The sequence below is a fragment of the Actinocrispum sp. NPDC049592 genome (assembly GCF_040675465.1).
GTDB lineage: Bacteria > Actinomycetota > Actinomycetes > Mycobacteriales > Pseudonocardiaceae > Kibdelosporangium.
Genome location: NZ_JBFAPA010000029.1, coordinates 99,112 through 118,641, shown reverse-complemented (window position 1 = coordinate 118,641; position 19,530 = coordinate 99,112). Strand labels below are relative to the sequence as shown.

The following is a 19,530-nucleotide window of genomic DNA, read 5'->3' as shown; positions in this document are numbered from 1 at the left end:
ACAATCAGGGGCCCAGCAGCAGCTCCCAGCGTCCGACTAACCCACGGCCTCGCACGACCACAGAGGCGACGACGTCAGCGGGCAACCAGCCCCCGATTTTCACCCCTCAACGGGCGTCCCACCAGGGACACAAGGACTAACCCCCTCACCCACCCCCATCGCCCCGCGTGTCCCCCGTTCCTCCCAGGTGTGTCCCCCGTTCCTCCCAGGTGTGTCCCGCGTTCGTCCGGCGAAGGGAGATTTCGGGGTGGAGGAATGGGGGACACACGGCGGAGGAAAGGGGGACACGGCGGGGGTAGGGCGGGTTAGTGGGGGATGTTGTGGTGGGCGGCGAGGGTGGCGAGGAGGGTCTGGAGTTTTTCGCGCTCGGGTTTGGTGAGGCCGGCGGTCAGGTCCTCGCTGAGTGACTGGGCTATCTCGTCGCATTTGACCAGCAGGGCATGGCCTTCGCCGGTCAACGTCAGGTTCATCCGGCGTCGGTCGACGCCGCTGCGGACTCGTTCGATGGCGCCCAGTTCTTCCAGGTGATCGGCCAGGGCCACCACCAGGCTGGGCGCCACGCCCATCATCGTGGCCAGTTCCTGCTGCGACGCCGTGCCATGGGTGTCGAGGGCGACCAGCAGGCCGGCGTGTTTCGGCTTGAGGTCCAGCTCGGCCGCGATGCGGTCGCCGAACTGGGTGGTCAGCAGGGTTCCCAGCAGGCCCATGCGGAACGCCACGGTGCTTCTCAGCAGTGGCTTGACATCGTTCACGTCGAGCATGTTACATGGGCAGTATGATTCACATTCTGAATGATTCAAGCGCAGAACCAGTCACGGCCGCAACCCTTCCGAAGGCCATCGTCACGGTGAACGTCCTGGCAGCGCTCGTCTCGGCGACGGCCGCGGTCATCGGCGTCACCAACCCGTCGCTGCTCATCCCCGGCGACGCCACTCCCCTGGTGGACTTCTACGCACAGGCGTACCTGGTCAGAGCCCTGCCGATCAGTGCCGTCCTGATCGGCCTGCTCGCCACCAAACGACCAGGCCTGCGACCGGTCCTGCTCCTAGCCGGCCTCGCACAGGTCGGTGACGGCGTCATCGGCACCCTGCACGCGCAACCCGGCATGATCGCGGGCTCCACGCTCGGCGCGGTCATCCACCTCGGGTCGGCCTGGCTGTTGCGCCGCAAGTAACTTCGCGGGCGTGGATGACTACAGGCTGGTTCTCAAGCACATGTCCGCCGGGGTGCTGTTCCGCTCCGAGGATGGACGGGTGCTACTGGTGGAACCGTCGTACAAACCGAACTGGGAGATTCCGGGTGGCGCCGTCGACGCCGACGAGTCGCCGTGGGCGGCCGCGACCCGTGAGCTGAAAGAGGAATTGGGTTTGTCGCGGCCCTTGGGACGGCTGCTGGTGGTCGACTATTCGCCGGCGGACGACTCCCGGCCCGAGCGCGTTCAGTTCGTCTTCGACGGCGGAATCCTCACCGAGGCGGACACGCGTGCGTTCGTCTTCGCCGATGGTGAGATCCTGTCCGCGGGCTTCTACCCACCCGCCGAAGTGCGTGAGCGCGTGCTGCCCCGGTTGGCCCGCCGGATCGAGTCGGCCGTCCGGGCCGCGAACCTCGGCGGCACCGCATTGTGCGAAGAAGGCGCCACCGTCGCCTGATTCATCTTATTTGTCCGCATTTCTCCGCACGCTCCGCCCGGCCGTGTTCACCCATTGTTGGTATTGCGCCTTTACGGTGCTCGCACACGAGTGGGCGGAGTGGTGCGATGGATGTCTCTCTCATTGTCATCGTTGTCATCGTGACGGCGCTGGCGTTCGACTTCACCAACGGATTCCATGACACGGCCAACGCCATGGCCACCTCGATCGCCACCGGCGCGCTGAAGCCGAAGATCGCGGTGACCATCTCGGCGGTGCTCAACCTGGGTGGCGCGTTCCTGTCCATCGAGGTGGCCAAGACGATCTCGGGCGGGATCGTCGACGAGAGCAGAATCAGTCCCGCGGTCATCTTCGGCGGCCTGGTCGGTGCGATCATCTGGAATCTCGCGACCTGGCTGCTCGGCCTGCCGTCCAGTTCGTCGCACGCCCTGTTCGGCGGCCTGATCGGCGCCACCTGGGTGGCCTCCGGCTCGGGCGCGGTGCACTTCAGCACGGTCGTGGAGAAGGTGCTGATCCCCGCGGTGGCCTCGCCGATCATCGCCGGTGTGGTGGCGACCATCGCAACCTACCTGGCCTACAAGCTGACCACCCGCACCAACCCGGACACCAGGACGGCCGGGTTCCGCGCCGGACAGGTCGTGTCGGCCTCGCTGGTCTCGCTGGCGCACGGCACCAACGACGCCCAGAAGACCATGGGCATCATCACCCTGACCCTGATCACCGCCGGCTCGCTGGCACCGGGCTCGCAGCCGCCGCTGTGGGTCATCCTCGCCGCCGGCACCGCGATCGCCCTGGGCACGTACCTCGGCGGCTGGCGGATCATCCGCACGATGGGCAAGGGCATCACCGACATCGAGACCCCGCAAGGGTTCTCGGCCGAGGCCAGCGCCGCCGCGGTCATCCTGACCTCGTCGCACGTCGGTTTCGCGCTGTCCACCACACACGTCTGCTCCGGCGGCGTGATCGGTTCCGGGATCGGCAAGCGGCTGGCCGAGGTCCGCTGGGGCACCGCCGGACGCATGGCCATCGCCTGGCTGCTGACCCTGCCCGCGGCCGCCATCGTCGGCGCGCTCGCCGGTGAGATCGCCTCGCAGGGCACGCTCGGCACCGTGGTCGTGGCCATCGTCGCGGTGGCCATCGCGGGCGGGATCTACGCGGCCTCCCGCCGCAACCCGATCAACGCCGAGAACGTCAACGAAGTCCCGGCTCTGGCGACCACGGGGAGCTGAACACCATGCACATCAACTGGAGTGGCCTCGGCGAGGTCTTCGCGATCGCGCTCGCCGCGGGTGTCGGGCTGGTCGTGTTGTTCTCGCTGGGCATCGCGGCCCTGGGCCGCCGCAACAACGAGGGCGAGGCGACGGCCGTGAACACCGCCGTGGCCGGGGTCTGCTTCCTGGCCTGCGTCGCGCTGGTCGGGTACGGCATCTATCTCGTGGTAGCCAAGTAACCGCAAGCACAGGAAAGCGGGGGCCGCGGCCCCCGCTTTCCCATATCCGCCCTAGGAGTCCAAAGAGGACATCACGTGCTTGATCCGGGTGTAGTCCTCCAGGCCGTACATCGACAGGTCCTTGCCGTAGCCGGAGTGCTTGAACCCGCCGTGTGGCATCTCGGCGACCATCGGGATGTGCGTGTTGATCCAGACGCAGCCGAAGTCGAGCCGCCGGGAGAACCGCATGGCGCGGCCGTGGTCCTTGGTCCAGACCGATGAGGCCAGGCCGTACTTGACGCCGTTGGCCAGCCGGATCGCCTCGGCCTCGTCGGCGAAACTCTGCACGGTGATGACCGGGCCGAAGATCTCGTCGCGGACGATCTCGTCGTCGGGACGCAGGCCGGAGACGACCGTTGGGGCGTAGAAGAATCCACGATCGCCGACTCGCTCGCCGCCCGCGTCGACGGCGGCGTGGCCGGGCAGGCGGTCGATGAACCCGCTGACCCGCGCCAGCTGATTGGCGTTGTTCAGGGCGCCATACGTGACGTCCTGGTCGGGCGCGCCGGTGGTGGTCGCCCGCGCGGCTTCCGCGAGCGCGGCACGGAACTCGTCGTGCACGGCCGGTGCGACGAGGACCCGAGTCGCGGCCGTGCAGTCCTGGCCCGCGTTGAAGTACCCGGCGCCCGCGATCGCCTCGGCGGCCGCGGCGATGTCGGCGTCCTCGAACACGACGACGGGGGCCTTGCCGCCGAGCTCCAGGTGGACGCGCTTGAGGTCGGCGGCCGCGGCACCCGCGACCTCCATCCCGGCCCGGACCGACCCGGTGATCGACACCATCGCCGGGGTCTCGTGCGTGACGAGCTCGCGGCCGGTGTCGCGGTCGCCGCAGACCACGTTGAGCACACCCGGCGGCAGGAACTCCGCGGCCAGCTCGGCCAGCAGCACCGTGCTGGCCGGGGTGGTGTCGGATGGCTTGAGTACCACCGTGTTCCCGGCCGCGATGGCGGGCGCGATCTTCCAGATGGCCATCATCAGCGGGTAGTTCCAGGGCGTGACCTGGGCGCAGACGCCGACCGGTTCGCGCCGGACGTACGAGGTGAACCCGCTCAAGTACTCCCCCGCCGACTTGCCCTCCAGGATCCGCGCCGCCCCGGCGAAGAACCGGATCTGGTCGACCGCGACCGGGAGCTCCTCGACCCTGGTCACCGCCAAGGGTTTGCCGGTGTTGGCCGCCTCGGCCTGGTTGAACTCCTCGGCCCGGGCCTCCAGCGCGTCGGCGATCCTGAGCAGGGCCAGCTGGCGCTGCGACGGCGTGGTGTCCCGCCAGGTCTCGAAGGCGGCCTCGGCGGCCCGGAACGCATCGTCCACATCGGACGCCCCGGACAGCGGCGAGGTGGCGTAGACCTCGCCGGTGGCCGGGTCGACGACGTCGAGCGTGCGACCGTCGGCCGCGCCGGTCTGCTTGCCGTTGACGAAGTTGCGGAACACTTGCTTGTCGGACAAGGGACTCTCTCTCACTCGGAAACGACCGTGACGACCCAGCGGTCCGCCGCGCGCGGGCGCAGGTACAACAGCCAGTACACGGCGGCGACCACCAGTGTGGCAAGAGTGATCAACAAGTCAGTGATGCTCTGCTGCACCAATATGTAGACCAGGGCACCGGCGATGACCACCGGGAGCACGGGCCATCCCTTCATCCGCCAGGCCGGCGCGCCCTTGAACTCGCCGCGCCGCGCGGCCAGGCTCGCGATCGCCACCCCGAGGTACATCGCGGTGACGACCACGCTGGTCACGCCGTTGAGCGTGTCCACCGGCGCGAAGCACAGCGCGGCCCCGCCGAGGCCCACGACCAGCGTGGACACCCACGGCGAGCCGAACCGGTGGCTGACCGTGCCGAACGACCGGTTCAGCGCCGCGGGCCAGGCGCGGTCGCGGGCGGAGGCGTACAGCACGCGGGAGTTCTGGATGACCATCACGATCACCGCGTTGACGATCGCCAGGGCGATGCTGAGGCTGACGAACGTGCCCACCCCGGTGTTGCTCCACGTGGTGACCATTCCGGCCACGTCTCCGCTGGTCAGCGTGGCGATGTCGGGGGCGCCGAGGGTGATCGCGATGACCGGGATGATGATCACCGCGGCGCCGATGCCGAGCGTCCACAGCACCGTCCGGACAACTGTCCGCCGCGGGTCGCGCATCTCCTCGGACAGGTAGACCGCGGTGGTGAAGCCCTGCAACACGAACAGCGCTACCGCGAGCCCGGCCACGATCGTGATCGCGCTCAGCGCGTCGCCCGAGTCGGTGATCGTCGGGGTGACCAGGACACTCGCTGGCCGCGAGACGTGGCTGAAGCCGAGGAACGACACGACCGCGATGGCGATGATCTCCAGGCACAGGAAGATGCCGGTGATCCAGGCGTTGGCGCGCAGGTTGAGCAGGCCCATCAGGGTGGACAGGATCATCACGGCCGCGCCGGCGACCGGCGGACTGATGTCCGCCACCGACGAGATGTACTCCGCCGTGCCCAGCGCGATGATCGGCGGGATGATCATGACGATGATGAAGGAGAGCACGAACATCATCCAGCCGGCGAACCGCCCGGCGAGGATGCCGAGCATGGCGTACTCGCCGCCCGCGCTCGGCACGAGCGTGCCCAGTTCCGAGTAGCAGAGCGCCACACCGATGCACAGGATCGCGGCGAGCACGATCGTCAGCACGGTGCCGGTGCCGGTCTCCCCTAACAACGGCGGGACCACGACGAACAGCGAGGACGCCGGGGTCAGGCAGCTCAGCGTCAGCAGGGTGCCGCCGAGCACGCCGATCGAGCGGACAAGTGGCCGCGGTCTGCCTTCGTGCTCCGAAGGGGGCGCTGTGGTGGAAACGGTGTCGGTCATGCGCGCCTCCTCGGGTGTTGTGTGAGGCACTAAACATCGCGGATCTCGCAATGTCAACGGCTCGTTGACGACGAAATCCGTTGTTTACGGGACCCGTTGATCCGGATCTGACGGTCTCGCGTGTCGCGTGACGGCCTTGTGACGTGCGGCGATAATGCCCAGCGTGACCAGGACGAACCCGGCCCAGCCCGCGGCCCCGCTGCTGGACGACATCGCCAAGCAGATCATCGAGCAGCTGCAGGAGGACGGCAGGCGGCCGTACTCGGCCATCGGCAAGGCCGTCGGCCTGTCGGAGGCGGCTGTGCGCCAACGGGTGCAGCGGCTGTCCGACGCGGGCGTGATCCAGATCGTCGCGGTGACCGATCCGATGCAGGTCGGGCTGTTCCGCCAGGCGATGATCGCGATCAACGTGGACGGGCCGCTCGAGCCGGTGGCCGACGCGCTGGCCGAGATCGACGAGATCGACTACGTCGTGGTGTGCGCGGGCCGGTTCGACATCCTGTGCGAGGCGATCTGCGAGGACGACGCGAGTCTGCTGTCCTTGATCTCGACGCGGATCCGGACCGTCCCCGGGGTGCGGTACGCGGAAACCCTCGTGTACCTCAAGCTGCGCAAGCAGTCCTACCAGTGGGGCACTCGCTGACCTACGAAATCCGTTGTTCAAGTTCTGATCGACAACGGAATCACTTGCATGTCGCGTCTCAGTGTGCGATAAACGAGGTATGACGCCCTCGCCCTATGACCTGTCCCGCTCGGCGGGTGAGCACCTGTTCATGCACTTCACCCGCCACTCAGGCTTCGCGCAGTCGCCGCCGCCCGTGATCGTGCGCGGCGAGGGCGCCTACGTGTTCGACGCCGAGGGCAAGCGTTACCTCGACGGCCTCGCCGGGCTGTTCGCCGTCCAAGTTGGACACGGCCGTGCCGAACTGGCCGAGGCCGCGGCGCGGCAGACCGCCGAGCTGGCCTACTTCCCGTTGTGGGGGTACGCGCATCCCCGGGCGATCGAGCTGGCCGAGCGGATGACCGCGGCCGCGCCCGGTGACCTCAACCGCGTGTTCTTCACCGTGAGCGGTGGCGAATCCGTTGAGACGGCGTGGAAACTGGCCAAGCAGTACTTCAAGCTGACCGGGAAACCCACCAAGCACAAGGTGATCAGCCGCTCCCTTGCCTACCATGGCACTTCCCAGGGCGCGCTGTCGATCACCGGGATTCCCGCGGCCAAGCAGGACTTCGAACCGTTGGTGCCCAGCGCCATCAAGGTGCCGAACACCAACTTCTACCGTGCGCCAGAGATCTTCCGCTCGGACTACTCGGGTTATGGCCGGTGGGCGGCGGACCAGATCGCCGCCGCGATCGAGATGGAGGGGCCGGACACCGTCGCGGCGGTGTTCCTGGAGCCCGTGCAGAACACCGGCGGTTGTTTCGTCCCGCCGCCCGGATACTTCGAGCGGGTGCGTGAGATCTGCGACGAGTATGACGTTCTGCTGGTGTCCGACGAGGTCATCTGCGCCTTCGGCCGTCTCGGCCACGACTACGGCGCCAAGCGTTACGGCTACCAGCCGGACATCCTCACGGTCGCGAAAGGACTCACCTCCGGCTACGCGCCGCTGGGCGGCGTGCTGGTCAGCGACCGGCTGATGGAACCGTTCCTCAACGGCACCACCACGTTCCTGCACGGCTCGACCTACGGCGGCCACCCGGTGTCCTGCGCCGTGGCCCTCGCCAACCTCGACCTGATGCAACGCGAAGGGTTGTACCAGCACGTGCTGTCCAATGAGGACGCCTTCAGGTCCACACTGGACAAGCTGTACGACCTCCCGATCGTCGGCAACGTCCGGGGTGCGGGCTTCTTCTACGGCATCGAGCTGGTGAAGGACAAGGAAACCCGCGAGACCTTCAGCCCGGAGGAGTCCGAACGCGTGCTGCGCGGCTTCCTCTCCACGGCGCTTTTCGACGCCGGGCTGTACTGCCGCGCCGACGACCGCGCCGAACCCGTCATCCAGTTCTCCCCGCCGCTGATCTGCGGCCAGGAGCAGTTCGACGAGATCGAGCAGATCCTCCGCAAGGTCCTCACCGAAGCCTGGCACCTCCTCTGAAGTCCGGTTGTGAGTGGTTTCGCTTATTCCAACGAGCAAAACCACTCACGAGCCGGGCTTCACCAGCTGACTGATCCGCTGCGGGGAGACGCCGAGAATCCGCGCCGCGTCCTGTTTGGACGTCCCCGCACCGAGGATGTGCGCGACCGCCTGACGGATCTTCTCCGCGGCGCTGCGCTGAGCCTGCTCTGCCGCCCGGGTTTCCTCCCGGGCCCTCCTGGCCTCGTCGCCCAGTTCACCGGGCAGCTCGAATTCGAGCTCGACGCCGACCTCCTCGGGCGCGATGTCACCCATGACGGCCACCAGGTCCCTGGCCATCCGCTCGGCCTCAGTGGTGGTCCGCCCCTCAAGAGGTGGCGGCTTGCCGCGGGGACAAGGCGCGGCGGGTCAAGGGGTTTCGAGGTCTACGGCGCAGGCGTTGAGCCAGGAGAGGACCAACTCCGCGTGGTCGCCGGCGTTGGTGCGGAGGATGTCTTCGAGGTGCTGGACGTGGGTGGCGGCGGCGGACAGGTGGGTTTGGCCTTTGGGGGTGAGCGTTGTTGTTTTGGCGCGGCCGGTGGTGGGGTCGGTGCGCGTGATGAGGCCCGCTTCTTCGAGGGCTGTCACGATGCGGATCATGGTGGGTGCGGTCACGAAGGAACGGCGGGCGAGTTCGGCGTTGGAGATGCCGGGCTCCTCGGCGAGCAATGCCAGAACGGCGTACTGAGGCGCGGTCAGGCCGAACGAGGCCAAGGCGCCGTCCATCCGCGCGCGCAAAGCCTGTTGCAGGCGTTTGAGGGCGAAGCCGACGGTGTGGCCCGGATCCACGTGCGAACTCATGCCGAGTATGTTAGCGTACTAATATCGATGTTAGCACGCTAACTTAGGAGGCTAAGATGATGACCACCATCGACGCGCACGCGGATCTGGTCACGTTGATCAACGTCTTCACCGTCGCACCCGACCGGCAGGAGGAGTTGTTCCAGGCGCTGGACAAGGCAACCGTCGACTTCTTCACCGGTCAGCAGGGGTTCATCTCGGCGAACCTGCACGTCAGCGAAGACGGCACCAAGGTCGTCAACTACGCCCAGTGGGCCAGTACGGAGGCCTACCAACAGGTCCTGCAGACCGAGGCCGCGAAGCAGCACATCGCCGAGATCATGACGATCGCGGAACGGGCTGAGCCTCGGCTGTACGAGGTTCGGTCGACACACCATCAGTGACAGCGCGCGATCCAGCACGAACACACCGGCCAAGATCCACGGAATGGGCATCCACGAAACGAACAGGCAGAACAATCCAATACCGACCACCGCGCAGGCGCCCCGAAGCCGTTGCCGAACGCCACCGGCACGTTCCGGTCATCGCGGTGATCGCCACCGCCATAAACACCACCCAAGAGCCCCGCGGAGTTCGGCTGAGCCGGTCGACCGTCGTCACTTTCCCGAGATGTCGGCCAGGATCTCCTGTGCGGCACGGGCTCCGGACTCGGCGCCGCCGTTCATGAAGCCCTGGAAGTCCACGGAGGTGTGTTCACCCGCGAGGTGGATGTTGCCCTGTCGTTGGGCTTCGTATCCGGCGAAGCGGTGGCAGTACCCGATCGGGTAGTAGCTGTAGGCGCCGTAGGACAACGGGTTCACGTGCCACGCGGACAAGGCCGCCTTGCCGGTCCAGTAGCTGCGGATGTCCGGGACCACGGCGGCGATCTGCGCGAGCTTGCGCCGGACCGCCTGCCGCACATACGGATCAGTGGCCCGCGGGAACGGTTGGGACGGGCGGAACTCTCGTGCGCCATTGCCGCCGCCGTACTGGATGGCGATCCCGCGGCTGCCCGGCTGCCCCGCGGTCGCGTCCCACACCTCCTGATAGCCGCTGTCGCTGAAGCTCTCACCGTTCGCGATCCCCGGCCACGGCCCGCGCCCGAGCCAGGGACGGGCGCTGAACTGCATGTTGAGCTTGCTGCAGTCGCCCATGCGCAGCGTCGCGATCGCGCCCTTCATCCGCGGGTCGAACCCGGCCCGGCGGTAGTCGATCCGTTGCAGCACACCAAGAGGGATGGTCAGAATGGTGTGGTCCACCTGGACCGGCTTGTGCCCGTTGAAAAACAGTGTTTGACCGCCGTCGGTCCGGCGGACGATCTCGGTCAGGTGCCAGCCGTGCTGGACCGTGCCGGCCGGTAAGGAATGCGCGATGGCCTCGGGCAGGCGCTGGTTGCCGCCGGTGATGTGGAACCGTTCGTCCGAGCTGCCCCAGATGTGCGGCTCCTTGAGGTCCTCCTGGTCGATCATCATGTAGACGAGGTTGACCGCGGTCTGGTCGCACGTCTCCGCGCCGTACTCCACAACGTAAGCGGCGTCGACGAAGCGGGCGAACCACGTCGAGTACCCGCCCGGCACCCGGGAGGCGATCCACTCCTGCACGCTCATGTTGCTCAGCGCGGTCGAGGCGGGCGTGGCGGAGTCCCAGACCGGGAAGTCCGGCGCCTTGTCCACGTCCTCCCGCAACGCCTTGTACACGGGCAGGAAGTCCTCGACGAACTGTTTGTGCGAGCGATAGCGCCCCTCGAAGAACAGCACATCCTCGCCGCCCCGCGGCGCGGCCTCGTGCACGTCCGTCAGGCCCAGTCCGAACCGCGCGCACAGATCCCGGATGACGGTGTGGTCGGTGTCGATCAACTCGCCGCCGTACTCGGAGATCTGTCCGCCGTCCCAGTACGAACGCTCCGAGAACATCCGCCCGCCAACATGATCGGACGCCTCGTAGACCGTCGCCCGCACACCCGCGTCCGCCAGCGTCAACGCCGCGTTGAGACCCGCGATGCCACCACCGACGATCGCGATCCGAGGAGCGTTCCGGACGGTGGCATGGGCTCGCCGGCCGCCGAGCAGGAACGTGCCGGCCCCCAGGACCCCACCGATCTTGAGCACGTCACGGCGGCTGAACGTGCGTGCCTGCCGGGTCTCGCGGTACTCCAGCACCGGCATGCCGAGCCGCTCGGCGGCGGCGTGATCCAGGACGACCCGGCGCAGGAAACGGAACATCTCGGTACGCGCCACGACACCTCCAAACAGTGGTGCCGATCAGCGAACCGTACGAAATCCGTGTTGTCAACGCCTCCAGGCGACGAAATCCGTAGCTACGAGTACAGCTTGGTGCCGAGCCGGGCGATCCAGGCCTCGATGTCCTCCGCCGAGCGGTCCGGCAGACCGAAGATCACGTCCGTCACCCCGATCGACTCCAGGTGCGCGAGCCGCCCGGGATCCGGCCGCCCACCAAGAGCGGCGATCCTCGGTTCGCCCGCACGCCCGGCGTCGCGCCACATTTCCCGCAACAGAGCCGTTTGCGCGTCGATGTCCACTTCGGCCGGTGTGGTGATCCAGCCATCGGCCGACTGGACGATCCACCGGAACGTCTTCTCGGTGCCGCCCGCGCCGATCAGAACTGGAATGTGTTCTTGTACCGGTTTCGGCCAGGCCCAGCTAGGTCCGAAGTGGACGAACTCACCCTTGTAGGAGGCCTCCTCCTGTGTCCACAGTGCACGCATCGCCTCGATGTACTCGCGCAGCACCGTCCGCCGCTTGCCGCCGGGGACGCCGTGGTCGGTCAGTTCGTCCGTGTTCCAGCCAAATCCGGCGCCCAGCGTCACCCGGCCGCCGGACAGGTGGTCCAGCGTGGCGATGGTCTTGGCGAGCGTGATCGGGTCGCTCTCGGTGGGCAGGGCGACGGCCGTGGACAGCCTGATCCGGGACGTCACGGACGCGACGGTCGCCAAGGACACCCAGGGATCCAGCGTCCGGACATACCGGTCGTCCGGCAGCGAGGAGTCTCCGGTCCGGGGATGGGGAGACTCCCGCTTCACCGGGATGTGGGTGTGTTCCGGGACATAGAACGAGTCGAAGCCGGCCCGCTCCGCCGCGACGGCCGCGGCCGCCGGGGTGATCCCTCGGTCACTGGTGAACAGCACGATCCCGTAGCGCACCCCGACACAATATTAGAACACGTTTCAGTTTGTCACGTGTGGGCGTAGTCGGTGTTGCTCAACGGCGTCGCGTACAGGTCCCGCATCAGCGCCGCCTCGGCGCCGTGGTGGATCAGTTCGTCCAGGATGTGCAGGGCGAAGGCGCGGCGAGTGGACTGCCCGTACGGCCCGAAACCGATCGGTTCGGCCAACGACTCCTCGGTCGTCGCCGCCAGCACGCCGCGCCAGGTCTGGTAGGCCTGCTCCAGCGCCGCCAAGACCTCGAGCGCGGTCGACGGCGAGACTTCCACCGCCGGCAACGGGTCCTGCCCCAGCCAGCTGCCGATCCGTTCGGCCCGCAGGAACTCGATGATGTGCCCCAGCCGCCACACCAGCGTGGTGAAACCGGCCGCGGGCGCCCAGTGGTATTCCCGGTCAGTGAGACCGGCCATCCGGTCGCGCAGCCGGGTGTACGCGAAATCGGACAGGTCAAGCAGATCGTCCCGTGAAGTCGCCATGCCATCGAAACGTACTCGTGTTGCTCCGGCGTTACGGTTCTCTCACCGAACTACGAGGACAGGGGTTGCCCGTGACGACATCTCCATCGACCGGCGAAGAACTCGCCATCGGCTTGTCCCACGACTACTCGACCAGCGACGCCGGTGTGGTGCCGCTGAGCCAACGCCGCTCGCTGTACCACTTCACCGCGCTGTGGATCACGTTGGCGGCCGGGCTGACCTACCTGTTCCTGGGCTTTCAGTACCACGACGCGGGATACTCGCTCGGCCGCGCGATCGCGGCCGGCGCGGTCGGTGCGGTGGCCTACCTGATCTACGCCTTACCCGCGGCATATCTGGGCTCCTCCACCGGGCTCACCCATTCGCTGCTCAGCAGGCTGATCTTCGGCAAACTGGGCTCGGTGCTCGTGTCGATCATCCTGATCGGGGTGGCCGCGGGCTGGACGGCCTTCGCGTTCAACCTGCTCGCCACCATCTACGACGGGTTGTTCGGCTGGGGCAACATCGTGCTGATCAGCGTGATACTGGCGGTCATCGGCGTGACCAACAACGTGTTCGGGTTCGGCGGGATCGCCGCGTTCGCCCGGTATCTGGTGGCACCGCTGATGATCCTGTGGATCGGCTACCTGGTGATCAAGGGCCTGGTGACCATCCCGGCGGACACGCTGAACGCGGGCACCGGCGAGAACCTGCCGTTCCTGGCCGGGGCCGGGCTGGCGATCGGCTCGGTGATGTGGGGCAACGAACCGGACACCTGGCGGTACGGCAAGCCGAAGTTCTTCTGGCCGGCGCTGCCGCTGGTGATCGCGTTCGCCATCGGGCTCGTGCTGTTCGTGGCGGGCGGCTGGATGATGGGAGCGCTCTCCGGCGCCGGGCAGTACGACATCGGCCCGGCCTTCAAGTACTCCGTGGAGTACTCGTTGTTCGGCATCCTCGCGCTCGGCGCGATCGTGGCCACCGTCCTGCAGATCGCGATCAACGACGGCAACTACTACGAGATGATCAACGCGGGCCAGAACCTCGTCGGGCACGCACGGGGCTGGAAGCGGTTCTACACCTGCCTGGTGATGGCGGGCGTGGCGGCGCTGTTCACGTGGTGGTTCCCACACCTGGAGAACGGGTTCTTCGAGGTGGCCGGGTGGACGTCGATCGCGCTGCCGAGCGCGACCGTGGTGATGTGCGTGGACCGGTTCGCCCTACCGCGACTGTCCGGTGTGGACCGTGGTGTCGCGGTGCCGTCCTGGCGGGCGGCCGGGTTCGCGAACTGGCCGGCGATCATCGCGGTGCTGGTGGCCGTGCTGTTCGGCGCGTGGGGCCTGAACCTGTTGCCGGGTCAGCAAACCGCGCCGGACCTCGGGCTGGTGCCGGTCGAGTCGTGGCTGATCGCGGGCCTGGTGTACCTCGGCCTTGGCGCCCTCGCCGCGAAACTGCCCAGCGCCAAGGCCGTTCTCGGGTTCGCTACGTCTTCTGCGGGTGGATGACCGGAGGCAGGGCCAAGCCCTCCTCGGCGGGAGCCAGCAGCGCTAGCTTGCCGACCAGGCCGCGATGGTGCAGATCCAGGAAAAGGTCCGCCACGTCCGGGTCGAACTGCGAGCCGCGGCCGGCCTGGATCTGCGCCCTGGACTCGTCCTCGGTGCGGGCGGTCTGGTACGGGCGGTCGGAGCGCATGGCCGCCCACGAGTCGCAGACCGCCAGCACCCGGGCCTCGATCCGGATCTCCTGCCCGGCAAGGCCTTCCGGGTAGCCGGCGCCGTCGTAGCGCTCGTGGTGCTGGCGGATCACCTTGGCCACGTTGTCGTAGCCGGGCAGCATCCGGGCCAGCTGGAAGCCGAAGTCCGGGTGGCGGCGCACCAGCCGCCACTCGTCCTCGGACAGCGCGCCCGGCTTGCGCAGCACCGACTCCGGGATGACGATCTTGCCCACGTCGTGCAGCCGCCCGGCCAGCTCGGCCGACCGGACCGATGTGGTCGCCAGGCCCAGCTCGCCGGCCAGCATGGACGACCACCGGCCGATCGCACGGCTGTGCTCGTAGCTGGACAGCCAGCCGTCCACCCGGTCGGCGATCTCGCACAGGTAGTCGACCAGCAGGCGGTCGGCGTCGGATCCGTTGGCGGACACCGGGCTCACCACGATCCGGTCCCGGCCGGACGCCTTGGCCGCGTACAACGCCCGGTCGGCCATGGAGACCAGCTCGCTGGGTTGCTCGCCGTGCAGGGGATAGCTGGCGCTGCCGACCGACACGGTCACCGCCACCCAGGTGTTCTCGGCCGCCACGATCGGGCTCGCGGCGACCTGCTTGCGCAGCCGGTCGGCGATGATCGGCACGTCCTTGGGCTCGACGTTCGGCGACAGCAGCGCGAACTCCTCGCCGCCGTACCGCGCGAGCACCTCCCCGCCGCGCACCGTGCTGCGCAGCCGGGCGGAGATCTCGACCAGGACCCGGTCGCCGGCCGGATGCCCGTACCGGTCGTTGATCGACTTGAACCGGTCCACGTCGATCAGCAGCACCGCTGCCGATGTCCCGGTGCGTTTGGCCCGCGCCAGCTCGATCGGCAGCTGCGCTTCGAAGAACCGGCGCGTGTACAGACCGGTGAGACTGTCGGTGATGGCCAGTTTGCGTTGCGCCGCCACCAAACCGACCAACCGGAGAATGGTCAGCAGGAACAGCACCGCGCACGCCACCGCGACCACCAACACGTCCTGGATGGAGTCGGTGAGGAACTGGATGATCAACGTCGCGGGCGCGACCAGCGCCGCCGCGAACGTAACGGCGATTCGCACCGGCCCCAGGGAGGTGTCCTGCGGCGGTGGCCGCTCCCCCAGCCGGCTCATGGTCGGATCGAGCGCGGCCGCGCCGAGCGCGAGGTTCGCCGTGAGCCAGACGGCATCAAGGAAGTTGCCGGTCGAATATGTGCCCTCGAGTTGTTGCAGGACGTACATAGTGTCCGCCGCCATGATGCCGACCAGGTTGGCGATCAGCAGGAAGTACGCGCGCGGCCGGCTGCCGGACCGCAGAATCAGCGGCAGCGCAACGGACAGCAGTGCCAGGTCGGCAACGGGATAACCCAGCGACGCCACTTTGACCAGCGCGGGCGAGTCCAGCCGCGCCTGTGGGCCGATCACATACAGCCAGGAAAGCATCGCCGCCACAACGGCGATCACCGCGGCATCGAGCAGGCTCGGCCAGTCACGGCCAGGGGCACGGCGCCTGATCAACAACAACAGACCGGCCACTACCAGCGGATAGTGCGCCAGATACAACACATCCGCGATCGACGGATAGTCGAGGACGTTCAGCAGGTAGTGCGAGACATAGAAAAACGCGTCGGCCGCCGCGTAGATGACCTGGCTTGCCCCCAGCAGCAGCCAAGGCAGTCGTGGCCTGGGCCGATGCCGCCAGACGCCAATGAACACGGCGATACTGGCGGATGTGCTGACCAGGCAGTAAAGAACGACGCGCGGCACCACCCCGCCGCCACTGGGCGGGGTCAGGTAGTAGACGACTTGCAGCACCAGGCCGGACGCCAGATACAGGAGCCAAGCCCGGCCGGACGCCATGCGGCCCCCTGGAGGTGTTCGCACCCGGACACTATTCCAGAAGCACAGTCGGCGGGCAGCACCGTCCGATTTGTTGAGCCCTCAAAGGATGACAATTGTCAGCAGATATCGGGATCGTGGTACTGGCCGAAGAACGCGGACTCGTCGACAACGCGCAAGCCGCGCCGGCCGAACACGAGGAACCCGGTGGGGCGCAGCTCGTGCTCGCCCGCCTGATCGCCCAGCACACCGACCGGGCCGCCGGTCTCCTCGCGGATGGCGAACTTGACGTCCGGCGGCACCAGCCCGGTCTCCCGCAGCCGCGCCACCCAGGCGCTGATCTCCGGAAGCACCGACGGATCGGTGTAGCAGGCGGCCCGGACCGGCGTCGGCCACGGCTGGTAGACCCTGATCACTCGACTCCGCATGGCTCCCATCCCCGTATGGCCGCGATCAACCACCCGAGGAGAGAACGTAGCACAACTGTCGAACACATGTTCGACAGTTGTGCCCCGAGTCAGCCGGCCAGGCGCGCGGGCGCCTCGGCGGCGGCCGGGTTCTCGGCATTCAGCAGGCCGAGTCGTTCGGCCGCGGCACCGGCCTGGAACCGGTTGTCGGCCTGCAGCAACTGGTACAGGGTCGAGATCCGGCGGGCCAGAGTCCTCGGCGCGAGGCACATCCGGCGGGCGATGGCTGTGTCCGGCAGGCCGGAGGCCAGCAGGACCAGCAGCTCGCGCTGCTCGCGGTCGAGCACCAGCACGTTCGACTTCACCCTGGAGCGAGACTTCATTTCCTTCGGCTCCTGATTGCGGCGGGATTGTGAGACCTGGTGTGGCGCCAGCGCCGACACCACACCAGGTGGAATGCCCCGATCGCCGAGACGGCACCGAAGGGGGTGTCGGCACCGATTCCCACCTGACACGGGCCCTGCCCCCGTGTCAGATTTCGGGCTTATCGCCGGGGCTGTTCGCACCTCACCGTGGTGCGACAAGAACCAATTTACCGGAGAAAGGCCAGTTCAGCGGGCTGTTTCCGGTGAGTTTTCGCGCAATGGTCGGTGTCCATTCGGGCAGCCGGCGGGCGCGGGCGTCCGCAGTGGACGGTTTCCCCTAGGGTCGGATGCGAAGCGAGGGGATTTCGATAAGGAGGCAACCCATGCGCACGGCCGCATTGACCGCCATGGTTGTGAGCGCTCTCACGCTAACGTCCGCCGTGGCCGCCGCGACCCCGTCCCGCGGGGTCACCGGAACGATCATCAGCCAGACCACGGTGGGCGGCAAGGACATCGTCGTCCGGGAGATCACACTGGACCGCGACGGGTCGACCGGATGGCACTGGCACGACGGCACGTTGTACGCCTACGTCAAACAAGGCACGCTCACGCACAACGACTCCGACTGCACCACCCAGGACGTTTACCCGGCTGGGAGCGCTTTCATAGAGCCGTCCGGCAACGACCACGTACATATCGGCCGGAACCGGGGGAATACGCCGGTCATTCTCGAGGTTGTTTACGTGCTTCCGCACGGGAAGCCGTTGTCCGAGGACGCGCCCAACCCCGGTTGCGACTTCCAGTAATTTCATGCATGTGAACCGTGAATCCGTTTTCAGGGATTCACGGTTCACAAACCGGGCGCAGCGAGACCGTGACGGCCTTCCGGTGCAATGCGTCGAGCCGGTTGGCGATATCCGCGGACACTTCCGCCTCCACGTGCCACACGAAACACCGCACGTTGCGGTCGCGAATTCGCCTGGTGTTCACCAATTGTTCAAGTATCTGCCCGGTGATCCGGTCGAGCCGCGGGCGCACCTCCTTGGCCAGGTCCGGCCGTTCGGTGGGCGCCTGGTCCGGATGTGCGGTCCAGCGCTCGAACAGGCCCCGCTGGACGACCTTGTTGGCCTCGATCTGGGCCCGGAAGAACCGCACGCCGGCTTCCGGCGGCAGGCCGAGGCCGGCCGACTTGGCGGCCACGTCGTCGAGGACCTGCTTCTCCCGCACCGGGTCGTCGATCGGCTGCGTGGTGCCGAACTTGGCCGCGGCCACCTTGTCCGCCAACAGGATCCGCTGCACCGCCAGGCCGGCCAGCGGGCCGAGCGGCCCCAGCGCCGCCGGCTGATCCGCCTGAGCGGGCGTCCCGATGCCGACCGCCGCCACCGCGGCCACCACTGCCGACCGAACACGCATGTCCCCACCTCCGCATCCGGTTCACAAGATACGCGGAGTTCCGGTTACCTCGCGCCCACCGACCAGGTGGCGGGAAATGGCCACCCCGAGCACCGCCGAAACGCCGTGGCCAATGGTGGTGAAGTCGGGCAGCCAGCCGAACCACTCGACGAACAACAGCGGCAGAATCAGCACAACGACCCAGAGCGGGCGAATTCGCCGGGGCACGAGGAACGTCACCGCGCCCATGCAGCCGAGCGCGCCGTAACTGACGCCATAGTCCGGCGCGGCACGTACTTCCGATGGGTAAGAACCGGTTTTGAGCGCCACCGCGACCACCAGAAGAGTGACCAATGTGGCGAGAACATGCACCGCCGCGAAAGTCCCCAGCGCCCGGAAAGTCCCGAACCGCCGCTCCAGCCAGCCCATGCTGAACGCGATTCCGGCCAGCACGATCGACAACGCCCCCAGCACCCCGCCGGTCAGGTCGACCACGAAAGCGCTGCCGATCAGCCGCAGCGGGAAGGACCAGTCCACATCGGCCAGGCTGGTGCTCACCGCGCGCTCCACGATCAGGCGCCCGCCATCCGGGAGAACCGCGACGACGACCACGTTCACCGTGAGTAACAAGACCAGGTAGACAGCGGTCCCCGGAGCGCGGCGAACGAAGGTCACCGCCGAAACGGTAGATGACCGATCAGTTTTCGCTACCCATCTTGTCTTTATCCGTACCAGACTCGTACGAACGGCTACGGAAGGTGATCAAATGCTCGCCGGCTGGTTGCTGACGATCGTGTTCACCGGGACGGCACTGTGGTTCCTCGTCGGCTGCGCGCGTCCGCGGGCGTGCACCAGCGAGCGGGTCACCAGTGTCGCGCATGTAGTCATGGGGTTGGCCATGGTGGCAATGGTGTGGAACACGGGACTGCCAGCATGGCTACAGGTCGCGTTCTTCGCGTCGGCGACGGTGTGGTTCGCGGGTCTGGCTACGGTCCCCCACCAGGCACCGGACTTCCGTTCGTTGCACCACGCGCTGATGGCGGCGGCGATGGTGTGGATGGTGGTGTCGATGTCGCTTGGCCACCACGTCGTGTCTGCGGCGACTGTGGTGAGTGCCGTGTTCGCTTGGTACTTCCTACTGGCCGCGTTGCCGTTCTTCTATGGCGTCGTGCGGCGGCGTCCCAAGGCCCTGGACGCGGTGAGCCACGCCGCTATGAGCCTGGGTGCGGGCGTGCTGCTGCTCGGCATGTGAACCGGCGCCGGTTCTGGATTACTCGGTTACTCAGCAGCCACAGCCGCAACC

Annotated in this window: 23 protein-coding genes; 10 read left to right on the top strand and 13 right to left on the bottom strand. The window is 67.4% G+C overall.

Going from position 1 to position 19,530, the window contains the following annotated elements; all coding sequences use genetic code 11:
• Positions 1-305: 305 nt before the first annotated feature.
• A complete protein-coding gene (locus tag AB0J95_RS48860; RefSeq protein ID WP_364773389.1) occupies positions 306-752 on the bottom strand; it encodes a MarR family transcriptional regulator in 447 nt (148 codons plus the stop codon).
• A 95-nt stretch (positions 753-847) separates the two neighbouring features.
• On the opposite strand from AB0J95_RS48860, the gene AB0J95_RS48855 reads away from it, so the two are divergent.
• The 4 genes from AB0J95_RS48855 (at position 848) to AB0J95_RS48840 (ending at position 3,099) form a co-directional block, all read left to right on the top strand.
• Entirely contained in the window at positions 848-1,174 is a 327-nt protein-coding gene (locus AB0J95_RS48855; RefSeq protein WP_364773388.1) for a hypothetical protein, read from the top strand.
• Positions 1,175-1,184: 10 nt separating this feature from the next.
• Entirely contained in the window at positions 1,185-1,649 is a 465-nt protein-coding gene (locus tag AB0J95_RS48850) for an NUDIX hydrolase (protein ID WP_364773386.1), read from the top strand.
• Positions 1,650-1,756: 107 nt separating this feature from the next.
• On the top strand, positions 1,757-2,878 hold the full coding sequence (locus AB0J95_RS48845; protein WP_364773384.1) for an inorganic phosphate transporter: 1,122 nt from the start codon (positions 1,757-1,759) through the stop codon (positions 2,876-2,878).
• Between the two features lie 5 nt (positions 2,879-2,883).
• The gene (locus AB0J95_RS48840) at positions 2,884-3,099 is read left to right on the top strand and encodes a hypothetical protein (RefSeq protein WP_364773382.1); all 216 of its coding nucleotides are present in this window, start codon (positions 2,884-2,886) and stop codon (positions 3,097-3,099) included.
• 51 nt (positions 3,100-3,150) lie between these two features.
• Here the strand turns inward: AB0J95_RS48840 and AB0J95_RS48835 are convergent, their stop codons facing one another.
• Together AB0J95_RS48835 and AB0J95_RS48830 are read right to left on the bottom strand one after the other, a co-directional pair.
• Positions 3,151-4,584: a gamma-aminobutyraldehyde dehydrogenase gene (locus AB0J95_RS48835; protein ID WP_364773380.1), complete on the bottom strand. Its 1,434-nt coding sequence runs from the start codon at positions 4,582-4,584 to the stop codon at positions 3,151-3,153.
• An 11-nt stretch (positions 4,585-4,595) separates the two neighbouring features.
• Positions 4,596-5,975: an APC family permease gene (locus AB0J95_RS48830; protein ID WP_364773378.1), complete on the bottom strand. Its 1,380-nt coding sequence runs from the start codon at positions 5,973-5,975 to the stop codon at positions 4,596-4,598.
• A 154-nt stretch (positions 5,976-6,129) separates the two neighbouring features.
• Between AB0J95_RS48830 and AB0J95_RS48825 the strand changes: the two genes are divergently transcribed.
• Both AB0J95_RS48825 and AB0J95_RS48820 read left to right on the top strand, forming a co-directional pair.
• A complete protein-coding gene (locus tag AB0J95_RS48825) occupies positions 6,130-6,618 on the top strand; it encodes an Lrp/AsnC family transcriptional regulator (RefSeq protein ID WP_364773376.1) in 489 nt (162 codons plus the stop codon).
• Positions 6,619-6,697: 79 nt separating this feature from the next.
• Positions 6,698-8,071 (top strand): aspartate aminotransferase family protein, encoded by a 1,374-nt coding sequence (locus AB0J95_RS48820; RefSeq protein WP_364773374.1) that lies wholly within the window; start codon positions 6,698-6,700, stop codon positions 8,069-8,071.
• Between the two features lie 45 nt (positions 8,072-8,116).
• Here AB0J95_RS48820 and AB0J95_RS48815 read toward each other — a convergent pair whose 3' ends face one another.
• On the bottom strand, positions 8,117-8,365 hold the full coding sequence (locus tag AB0J95_RS48815; RefSeq protein ID WP_364773372.1) for a hypothetical protein: 249 nt from the start codon (positions 8,363-8,365) through the stop codon (positions 8,117-8,119).
• Positions 8,366-8,458: 93 nt separating this feature from the next.
• On the bottom strand, positions 8,459-8,890 hold the full coding sequence (locus AB0J95_RS48810; protein WP_364773371.1) for a MarR family transcriptional regulator: 432 nt from the start codon (positions 8,888-8,890) through the stop codon (positions 8,459-8,461).
• A 56-nt stretch (positions 8,891-8,946) separates the two neighbouring features.
• Between AB0J95_RS48810 and AB0J95_RS48805 the strand changes: the two genes are divergently transcribed.
• Entirely contained in the window at positions 8,947-9,273 is a 327-nt protein-coding gene (locus tag AB0J95_RS48805) for an antibiotic biosynthesis monooxygenase family protein (RefSeq protein ID WP_364773370.1), read from the top strand.
• Between the two features lie 213 nt (positions 9,274-9,486).
• On the opposite strand, the gene AB0J95_RS48800 is transcribed toward AB0J95_RS48805, so the two are convergent.
• From AB0J95_RS48800 to AB0J95_RS48790, 3 genes are all read right to left on the bottom strand, one after another.
• Complete coding sequence (locus AB0J95_RS48800; RefSeq protein WP_364773368.1) at positions 9,487-11,106, bottom strand: NAD(P)/FAD-dependent oxidoreductase; 1,620 nt, start codon at positions 11,104-11,106, stop codon at positions 9,487-9,489.
• 80 nt (positions 11,107-11,186) lie between these two features.
• Positions 11,187-12,029, bottom strand: a complete 843-nt coding sequence (locus tag AB0J95_RS48795) for an LLM class F420-dependent oxidoreductase (protein WP_364773367.1) — start codon at positions 12,027-12,029, stop codon at positions 11,187-11,189.
• Positions 12,030-12,061: 32 nt separating this feature from the next.
• Entirely contained in the window at positions 12,062-12,526 is a 465-nt protein-coding gene (locus tag AB0J95_RS48790; RefSeq protein ID WP_364773365.1) for a DinB family protein, read from the bottom strand.
• 71 nt (positions 12,527-12,597) lie between these two features.
• Between AB0J95_RS48790 and AB0J95_RS48785 the strand changes: the two genes are divergently transcribed.
• A complete protein-coding gene (locus AB0J95_RS48785) occupies positions 12,598-14,007 on the top strand; it encodes a cytosine permease (protein WP_364773364.1) in 1,410 nt (469 codons plus the stop codon).
• Here the strand turns inward: AB0J95_RS48785 and AB0J95_RS48780 are convergent.
• The 3 genes from AB0J95_RS48780 to AB0J95_RS48770 form a co-directional block, all read right to left on the bottom strand.
• The gene (locus AB0J95_RS48780; protein WP_364773363.1) at positions 13,985-16,084 is read right to left on the bottom strand and encodes a diguanylate cyclase; all 2,100 of its coding nucleotides are present in this window, start codon (positions 16,082-16,084) and stop codon (positions 13,985-13,987) included. The two genes, AB0J95_RS48785 and AB0J95_RS48780, sit on opposite strands and share 23 nt — an antisense overlap.
• 98 nt (positions 16,085-16,182) lie before the next feature.
• Positions 16,183-16,491, bottom strand: a complete 309-nt coding sequence (locus tag AB0J95_RS48775; RefSeq protein ID WP_364773362.1) for a hypothetical protein — start codon at positions 16,489-16,491, stop codon at positions 16,183-16,185.
• Positions 16,492-16,580: 89 nt separating this feature from the next.
• On the bottom strand, positions 16,581-16,853 hold the full coding sequence (locus AB0J95_RS48770) for a LuxR C-terminal-related transcriptional regulator (RefSeq protein WP_364773361.1): 273 nt from the start codon (positions 16,851-16,853) through the stop codon (positions 16,581-16,583).
• 365 nt (positions 16,854-17,218) lie between these two features.
• Here AB0J95_RS48770 and AB0J95_RS48765 point away from each other — a divergent pair, with 365 nt between their 5' ends.
• A complete protein-coding gene (locus AB0J95_RS48765; protein ID WP_364773360.1) occupies positions 17,219-17,641 on the top strand; it encodes a cupin domain-containing protein in 423 nt (140 codons plus the stop codon).
• A gap of 37 nt (positions 17,642-17,678) precedes the next feature.
• On the opposite strand, the gene aroQ is transcribed toward AB0J95_RS48765, so the two are convergent.
• Together aroQ and AB0J95_RS48755 are read right to left on the bottom strand one after the other, a co-directional pair.
• A complete protein-coding gene (gene aroQ / locus AB0J95_RS48760; protein ID WP_364773358.1) occupies positions 17,679-18,248 on the bottom strand; it encodes a gamma subclass chorismate mutase AroQ in 570 nt (189 codons plus the stop codon).
• A 21-nt stretch (positions 18,249-18,269) separates the two neighbouring features.
• Positions 18,270-18,902: a rhomboid family intramembrane serine protease gene (locus AB0J95_RS48755; RefSeq protein WP_364773357.1), complete on the bottom strand. Its 633-nt coding sequence runs from the start codon at positions 18,900-18,902 to the stop codon at positions 18,270-18,272.
• A 91-nt stretch (positions 18,903-18,993) separates the two neighbouring features.
• Here AB0J95_RS48755 and AB0J95_RS48750 point away from each other — a divergent pair, with 91 nt between their 5' ends.
• Complete coding sequence (locus AB0J95_RS48750; protein WP_364773356.1) at positions 18,994-19,479, top strand: DUF5134 domain-containing protein; 486 nt, start codon at positions 18,994-18,996, stop codon at positions 19,477-19,479.
• The last annotated feature ends 51 nt before the right edge of the window (positions 19,480-19,530 follow it).

What these genes read in the sequence shown, in the direction of transcription:
- AB0J95_RS48845 (WP_364773384.1), top strand. Translation starts at nt 1,757, where the DNA reads ATGGATGTCTCTCTCATTGTCATCGTTGTCATCGTGACGGCGCTGGCG.
- AB0J95_RS48840 (WP_364773382.1), top strand. Translation starts at nt 2,884, where the DNA reads ATGCACATCAACTGGAGTGGCCTCGGCGAGGTCTTCGCGATCGCGCTC.
- AB0J95_RS48830 (WP_364773378.1), bottom strand. Translation starts at nt 5,975, where the DNA reads ATGACCGACACCGTTTCCACCACAGCGCCCCCTTCGGAGCACGAAGGC.
- AB0J95_RS48825 (WP_364773376.1), top strand. Translation starts at nt 6,130, where the DNA reads ATGCCCAGCGTGACCAGGACGAACCCGGCCCAGCCCGCGGCCCCGCTG.
- AB0J95_RS48820 (WP_364773374.1), top strand. Translation starts at nt 6,698, where the DNA reads ATGACGCCCTCGCCCTATGACCTGTCCCGCTCGGCGGGTGAGCACCTG.
- AB0J95_RS48815 (WP_364773372.1), bottom strand. Translation starts at nt 8,365, where the DNA reads ATGGGTGACATCGCGCCCGAGGAGGTCGGCGTCGAGCTCGAATTCGAG.
- AB0J95_RS48810 (WP_364773371.1), bottom strand. Translation starts at nt 8,890, where the DNA reads ATGAGTTCGCACGTGGATCCGGGCCACACCGTCGGCTTCGCCCTCAAA.
- AB0J95_RS48805 (WP_364773370.1), top strand. Translation starts at nt 8,947, where the DNA reads ATGATGACCACCATCGACGCGCACGCGGATCTGGTCACGTTGATCAAC.
- AB0J95_RS48790 (WP_364773365.1), bottom strand. Translation starts at nt 12,526, where the DNA reads ATGGCGACTTCACGGGACGATCTGCTTGACCTGTCCGATTTCGCGTAC.
- AB0J95_RS48780 (WP_364773363.1), bottom strand. Translation starts at nt 16,084, where the DNA reads ATGGCGTCCGGCCGGGCTTGGCTCCTGTATCTGGCGTCCGGCCTGGTG.
- AB0J95_RS48775 (WP_364773362.1), bottom strand. Translation starts at nt 16,491, where the DNA reads ATGCGGAGTCGAGTGATCAGGGTCTACCAGCCGTGGCCGACGCCGGTC.
- AB0J95_RS48770 (WP_364773361.1), bottom strand. Translation starts at nt 16,853, where the DNA reads ATGAAGTCTCGCTCCAGGGTGAAGTCGAACGTGCTGGTGCTCGACCGC.
- AB0J95_RS48765 (WP_364773360.1), top strand. Translation starts at nt 17,219, where the DNA reads ATGCGCACGGCCGCATTGACCGCCATGGTTGTGAGCGCTCTCACGCTA.
- aroQ (WP_364773358.1), bottom strand. Translation starts at nt 18,248, where the DNA reads ATGCGTGTTCGGTCGGCAGTGGTGGCCGCGGTGGCGGCGGTCGGCATC.
- AB0J95_RS48750 (WP_364773356.1), top strand. Translation starts at nt 18,994, where the DNA reads ATGCTCGCCGGCTGGTTGCTGACGATCGTGTTCACCGGGACGGCACTG.